This window comes from Allobosea sp. FBZP-16 (assembly GCF_002831785.1).
Lineage (GTDB): Bacteria > Pseudomonadota > Alphaproteobacteria > Rhizobiales > Beijerinckiaceae > Allobosea > Allobosea lupini.
The window spans coordinates 1-5,939 of record NZ_LNCQ01000049.1; the positions used below are offsets into that span (position 1 = coordinate 1).

The 5,939-nt window shown below is 67.9% G+C and carries 5 protein-coding genes; all 5 read right to left on the minus strand.

Annotation, left to right across the window (positions count from 1 at the left end):
* Nucleotides 1–2,035 (minus strand): primosomal protein N' (locus CXY91_RS24890; RefSeq protein WP_100964293.1); only part of this gene is annotated, 2,035 nt, incomplete at its 3' end.
* Between the two features lie 61 nt (nucleotides 2,036–2,096).
* On the minus strand, nucleotides 2,097–3,593 hold the full coding sequence (locus tag CXY91_RS24895) for a tripartite tricarboxylate transporter permease (protein WP_091832813.1): 1,497 nt from the start codon (nucleotides 3,591–3,593) through the stop codon (nucleotides 2,097–2,099).
* A gap of 10 nt (nucleotides 3,594–3,603) precedes the next feature.
* Nucleotides 3,604–4,077: a tripartite tricarboxylate transporter TctB family protein gene (locus CXY91_RS24900; RefSeq protein ID WP_091832810.1), complete on the minus strand. Its 474-nt coding sequence runs from the start codon at nucleotides 4,075–4,077 to the stop codon at nucleotides 3,604–3,606.
* A gap of 111 nt (nucleotides 4,078–4,188) precedes the next feature.
* A complete protein-coding gene (locus CXY91_RS24905) occupies nucleotides 4,189–5,187 on the minus strand; it encodes a tripartite tricarboxylate transporter substrate binding protein (protein ID WP_100964295.1) in 999 nt (332 codons plus the stop codon).
* Nucleotides 5,188–5,334: 147 nt separating this feature from the next.
* Nucleotides 5,335–5,939, minus strand: a 605-nt coding sequence (locus tag CXY91_RS24910; protein ID WP_199777560.1) for a trypsin-like peptidase domain-containing protein, incomplete at its 5' end; no start/stop codon positions are given.

The window sequence follows — 5,939 nt, forward strand, 5'->3', positions numbered from 1 at the left end:
CGAGCGGCGCCTCGGCCGGCCCCAGCACGGCGACGCCGGCCGGCGCCTCGGCGCAGCGGGCCAGCGCCCGCGCATGGGTCTCGGCCTCGCCTTGCGAATTCGCCGAGACGATCAGCCCGGCGAGCCGGCCGAAGGGCGGCAGGCCGGCAGCCTCGCGTGCCGCCGTCTCGGCGGCATAGAAGCGCTCAGGATCGCCGGAGATCAGCGCTTTCAGTACGGGATGGTTGGGGTCGTGGGTCTGCAGCAGCGCCCGCCCCGGCTTCTCGCCGCGCCCGGCCCGGCCGGTGACCTGCCTGAGCACCTGGAAGGTTCGTTCGGCCGCGCGCGGATCGCCCGAGGTCAGGCCGAGATCGGCATCGATCACGCCAACGAGCGTCATGCCCGGGAAGTTGTGGCCCTTGGCGACGAGCTGCGTGCCGATGACGATGTCGAACTCGCCCTCCGCCACTGCCATCAGCTCCTGCTTCAGGCGCTCGGTTCCCCCTGGAAAATCGCTGGACAGCACGATCGAGCGCGCCTGCGGGAACAGCGTCGCGACCTCCTCGGCGAGGCGCTCGACGCCCGGCCCGCAGGCAACGAGGCTTTCGGGCTGATGACAGGCCGGGCATTCATGCGGCCGGCGCTCGACATGGCCGCAATGATGGCAGACCAGCGCCCGCCGGAAACGATGGTCGACCAGCCAGGCCGAGCAGTTCGGACACTGGAAGCGGTGCCCGCAATCGCGGCACAGCGTCAGCGGCGCATAGCCGCGCCGGTTGAGGAAGAGCAGCGACTGCTCCTTCGCCTCGAGATTGGTCTCGACCGCCTTGATCAGCCCCGTCGAGAGCCAGCGCCCGCGCTCCGGCTTGTCCTTGCGCAGGTCGACCAGACCGAGGGTCGGCAGTTCGCGCCCGCCAAAGCGCTCGGGCAATTTGAGATGGAGATAGCGGCCGCGTTCGGCGTTGACCCGTGTCTCCAGCGATGGCGTCGCCGAGGCCAGCACCACCGGCGCGTTCTCGATGCGCCCACGCACCACCGCCATGTCGCGGGCATGGTAGGCGACGCCGTCCTCCTGCTTGTAGGCGGCCTCGTGCTCCTCGTCTATGACGATAAGGCCGAGGTCCCGGTAGGGCAGGAACAGCGCCGAGCGCGCGCCTGCGACCACCAGCGCCTCGCCCCTGGCAATCGCCGCCTGCAAGCGCTCGCGCCGGCGGCCGCTCACGCCTGAGTGCCACAGCCCCGGCCGGACACCGAAACGCGCCTCGAACCGATCGATGAACTGCGCGGTGAGCGCGATCTCCGGCATCAGGATGACGCTCTGCCGGCCGAGCCGGATCGCCTCGGCGACGGCCTCGAAATAGACCTCGGTCTTGCCGGAGCCGGTGACGCCCTCGAGCAGCGCGACCTGCCAGGATTGCTTGCGCACGAGCGCGGCGAGGGAATCGCCGACAGCCTGCTGGTCGTCGGAGAGCTGCGGCCTGGCGTGATCGGGATCGGGCCGTGCTGCGATCGCCTCCTGCGGCAGCGGCTCGACCGAGAAGGTGCCGGCATCGACGAGGGAATCGATCACCGCCGTGCTGACCGAGGCGGCCTCGGCCAGCGCCGATTTGCCGATCAGGAGCCCGCCCTCAGCGGCGGCGATGGCGCGCGCTCTCGCTGGTGTCATCCGCGCCGGCGGAGCACCGACCAACCTGACACCGAGCTTCGGCCGCTCCGGCGTATCGTCGGGCGGGCGGCGCAGCGCCAGCGCCAGCACCGAGCCCTTGGCGGCGAGCGTATACCAGGCGACCCAGTCAACGAGCTTGCGTAGCGCCGGATCGAGCGGCGGCATGTCGAGCTTGCCGACGACCTTCTTCAGATTGCTGCCGCGGCCCGAACCGGCCTCCCAAACCACGCCCACCGTCTCGCGCGGCCCGAGCGGCACCTGCACGACATCGCCCGGCACGAGCGTGAGCCCCGGCGGCACGGCATAGCTATAGGCCTGGTCGAGGCCGAGCGGGATCAGCACCTCGACCGTGCCGCCACCGCCCTGCCCCTCGTCGAGCGCATCATCCATGCGCCCGTCTCTAGCACTGATTCGCGGCGCTGACCGGCAGCAGTCGCCGCCGGTTATCGTTTCACGCCGCCGCCGGCTGGCGCCGGCCGAAGGGCAGCGCCTTCCAGAGCATCGCACCCCAGAGCAGCATGGTCAGCACGCCGAGCGTGCCGGCGATAGGCCGATCGAGGAAGCCGATGAAGGAGCCGTTTGCCTTGATCATCGAGCTCATGAAGTTCTGCTCCAGCATCTCGCCGAGCACGAGGCCGAGGATCAACGGCGCGACCGGGATGCCATGTTCCTCGAGCAGCCAGCCGAACAGGCCCATCACCACCATCAGCACGACGCCGTAGAGCGAGTTGGTCATGGCGAAGGAGCCGACCATGCAGAAGATCAGGATGATCGGCAGCAGGATATTGCGCGGCACCCGCAGGATCTGCTTGGCCGACTTGATCGCGGCCCAGCCGAGCGGGAACATCAGCAGGTTGGCGAGGATGAAGATGATGAAGACGGCGTAGATCAGTTCCGGCGTCTGCAGGAAGACGGTCGGCCCCGGATTCATACCCTTCATGTAGAGCACGCCGATAACGATCGCAGTGATCGAGTCGCCGGGGATGCCGAAGACCAGCGCCGGAATCCAGGCGCCGCCGAGCGCAGAATTGTTGGCCGAGGTCGAATCGACGATGCCCTCGATATGACCGGTGCCGAACTTCTCCGGCTCCTTGGAGAGCTTCTTTGAAACGGCATAGGAGACCCAGGCCGCAATGTCGGCGCCGGCGCCGGGCAAGGCGCCGATCACCGTGCCGATGACCGAGCCGCGGATGAAGTTCTTCCAGTACTTGCGCGTCACGGCACCGAGGCCGGTGAACATGTTGCCGACGGTCTGCTGCACCATCATGCCGGCCTTTTCCATGGTCACGGCTCCGCGGAGCAGCTCCGAGACCGCGAACATACCGATCAAGGTCGGGATGAAGTTGATGCCGGAAAGCAGGTCGACATTGCCGAAGGTGAAGCGCGGCTGGCCGGCGGCCGGGTCGATGCCGATGCAGCCGATGGCGAGACCAATGAACAGCGAGAGCAAGCCCTTGAGTGGATCGCCAGTGCCGATGAAGACCGCGCAGGTCAGGCCGAGGCAGGCGAGCCAGAAATACTCGAAGGAGGAGAAGTTGATCGCGACCTCCGCCAGGACCGGCGCGAGCACAATCAGGATGATGACGCCGAAGATGCCGCCAAGCACGGAAAACACGAGATTGACGCCCATGCACAGGTCGAGCTGACCCTTCTTGGTCATCTCGTAGCTTTCGTCGGCATAGGCGGCCGAGGCGGGCGTGCCCGGCATGCGCAGCATCGCGGCCGGGATGTCGCCGGCGAAGATCGCCATGGCAGTGGCCGTGACGATGGCGCCGAGCGCCGGCACCGGCGACATGAAGAAGGTAACCGGCACCAGGAGCGCCGTCGCCATCGTGGCGGTCAGGCCCGGCATCGCCCCGACGAACATGCCGAAGACGGCCGAGCCCATGATCACGGCCAGCACATAAGGGTCGAAGACCAGCCCGAAGGCGGTTGCGATCGCGTTCATGGCCGGCTCCTCAAAGGACGCTGTCGAGGACGCCGCGCGGCAGCGGAACGCGCATTAGCGACGAGAAGAACCAGTACACCAGCCCGGTCATGACGACGGCGACCACGACCGCCGTGATCGGCCTGACGCCGAACCAGAGGAACAGCACGAGCTGGACCAGGAGAGCGCAGGGGATGAAACCGAGCGGCTCCGAGGCCAGGACATAGAATGCCATCGCCCCGAGCATCAGCGCGAAGGACGCAACGCGGCGGGGCTCGCCGGTCCACTCGTCGAGGGCGAGCCAGCGCCCTCCGGCCGCGCGCTCGCGCAAGCCACGGACGATCAGGAGCGCCGAGCAGCCGATGATGCCTGCGCCGAGAATGCGCGGGAACAGGCTCGGACCGTATTGCTGGCCGGGAAACGCGGAAAACGAAAAGGTCATCGCGATCATTGCAGCGGCGATCAGGATGAAGACGAAGCCGACTGCGGCATCGTTGAAGCGCATGGGATTCAACCTTCCTGAGCGGCAGGGCCGTGGCCGGGCGCTCTGGTCACGGACCGGAGAAGACGAAAAGGCGGCGACGCACCGCGCCGCCGCCTTCGGTGCTGCGATACGTCAGGAGGCCTTCTTGGCGAGCCCGCCAGCAGCAAGCGCGACGCCCATCTGCTTGTCGCTCTCGGCCATGAACTTGCCGAAATCCGGCCCGTCCTTGTAGACCATCGCGAAGCCGCGAGAGTTCATGAAGTCGGTGTATTCCTTCGACTCGTAGATCTTCTTCAGCTCGTCGCGCATGACCTTCTGGACGTTCTCGGGCAGGCCCTTCGGTCCGCCGATTCCGCGCCAGGAACCCACTTCGGCGTCGATGCCGAGCGTCTCCTGCATGGTGGGAACGTCCTTGAACTGAGGGTTACGCTCGGGCGCCATGATCGCAAGCGAGCGGGCACGGCCGGCATCCAGCATGGCGCGCGCCTCCGGCACCGAGCAGGTCACGAGGTCGATGCCGCCGGCGGCGAGGTCCTGCATGGCCGGGGCGGCACCGTTCGAAGGCGCCCAGGAGACATGGTCGGGCTTCAGCTTCATGCCGAGCATCCACTGGATCAGCGCGAGATGCCAGATGCCGCCCTGGCCGGTGCCCGACGCCTTGAGCTTGCCGGCCGGAGCCGCCTTGATCGCTTCGGCGAGGGCCTTGATGTCCTTGTAAGGCGAGTCGGCCTTGACCTGCACACCCGCAGGGTCCGAGTTCATCTGAGCCAGGGGCGTGTAGTCAGCGAAGGTCAGCTGCGTCAGACCCTGATGGTGCATCATCGCGATCTCGGAGGTGATGATGCCCAGCGTGTAGCCGTCCGGCGCCCCTGTCGCGATCGCCGAGTGTCCGACGACGCCTGAGCCGCCGGTCCGGTTGACGACGTTGAAGGGCTGGCCGAGGCTCTTCTCGAGCAGGCCGCCGACGATGCGTACGACCGCGTCGGTGCCGCCGCCCGCGCCCCAGGGACAAATCATCTGGACCGGCCGCGTCGGCCATTTCGCCTGGCCGATCGCCGGGCGTGCGATCAATCCCGTTGCGCCGGCCGCTGCCGCGCCAGCCAGGACCGAACGTCTGCTGATTCTGCTCATCTCAATGTCCTCCCGTTCAATCGATTTAAATTTTGAAAGCTTCTTCGCCTGGTGGCGCGGCCTTCTTGATGAAGTCGCTATCAGAGCCGATTGCCGCTCGCGAGGCAACAGTCTTTGTATGCTGTATGCACGATCACACCGACAGGTTCAGAGCCCGCAGGCAACCGGCACGACGCTCTTGCCCGCAGCCTCGGCGATGGCGCCCGTGCTGAGCTCGCTGGTCGCTGCAGCTGCCGCCGGCCTGGCATCGGCCTTCTCCAGCATCGCCCTGAGCTGCGCGACCCCCGCGATGGCGTAGTTGCGCTGCGGTGCGACCCCTGCGATCAGGGCCTTGTCGGAGGGATTGGCAGTGATCACCCCCGCAAGCCGGCCCTGCCGGTCGAAGATCGGGCTGCCGGCGCCACCGGGCTGCAGGGGCGCGAGCACCACGTCGCTCGTCACCTCTCCGGGCAGCGCGACCGCGGTGCGCGCGGCGGCGGTTCCGTCATAGGCCAGCACGACGACCGCCTCTTTCGCGGCGGGCGCGGCATCGCGCAGCCCCGGTGCGGCACCTGTCGCCAGCCCGGGCACATCGAGCAGCGCAAGGCCGCTCGCCTGATCCTGCGCCCGCAGCTTCGCCGCGCGCGTACCGACCTTGAGGCCCTTGCAGGGATCGACGGCGGCACGCGCCGTCAGCACCAGCTCCCTGCCGACGACGAGACCGACGCCGAAGCGCTCGGTCGCCGGCGGGGCCGGAGTGGTCGCCACGGCAG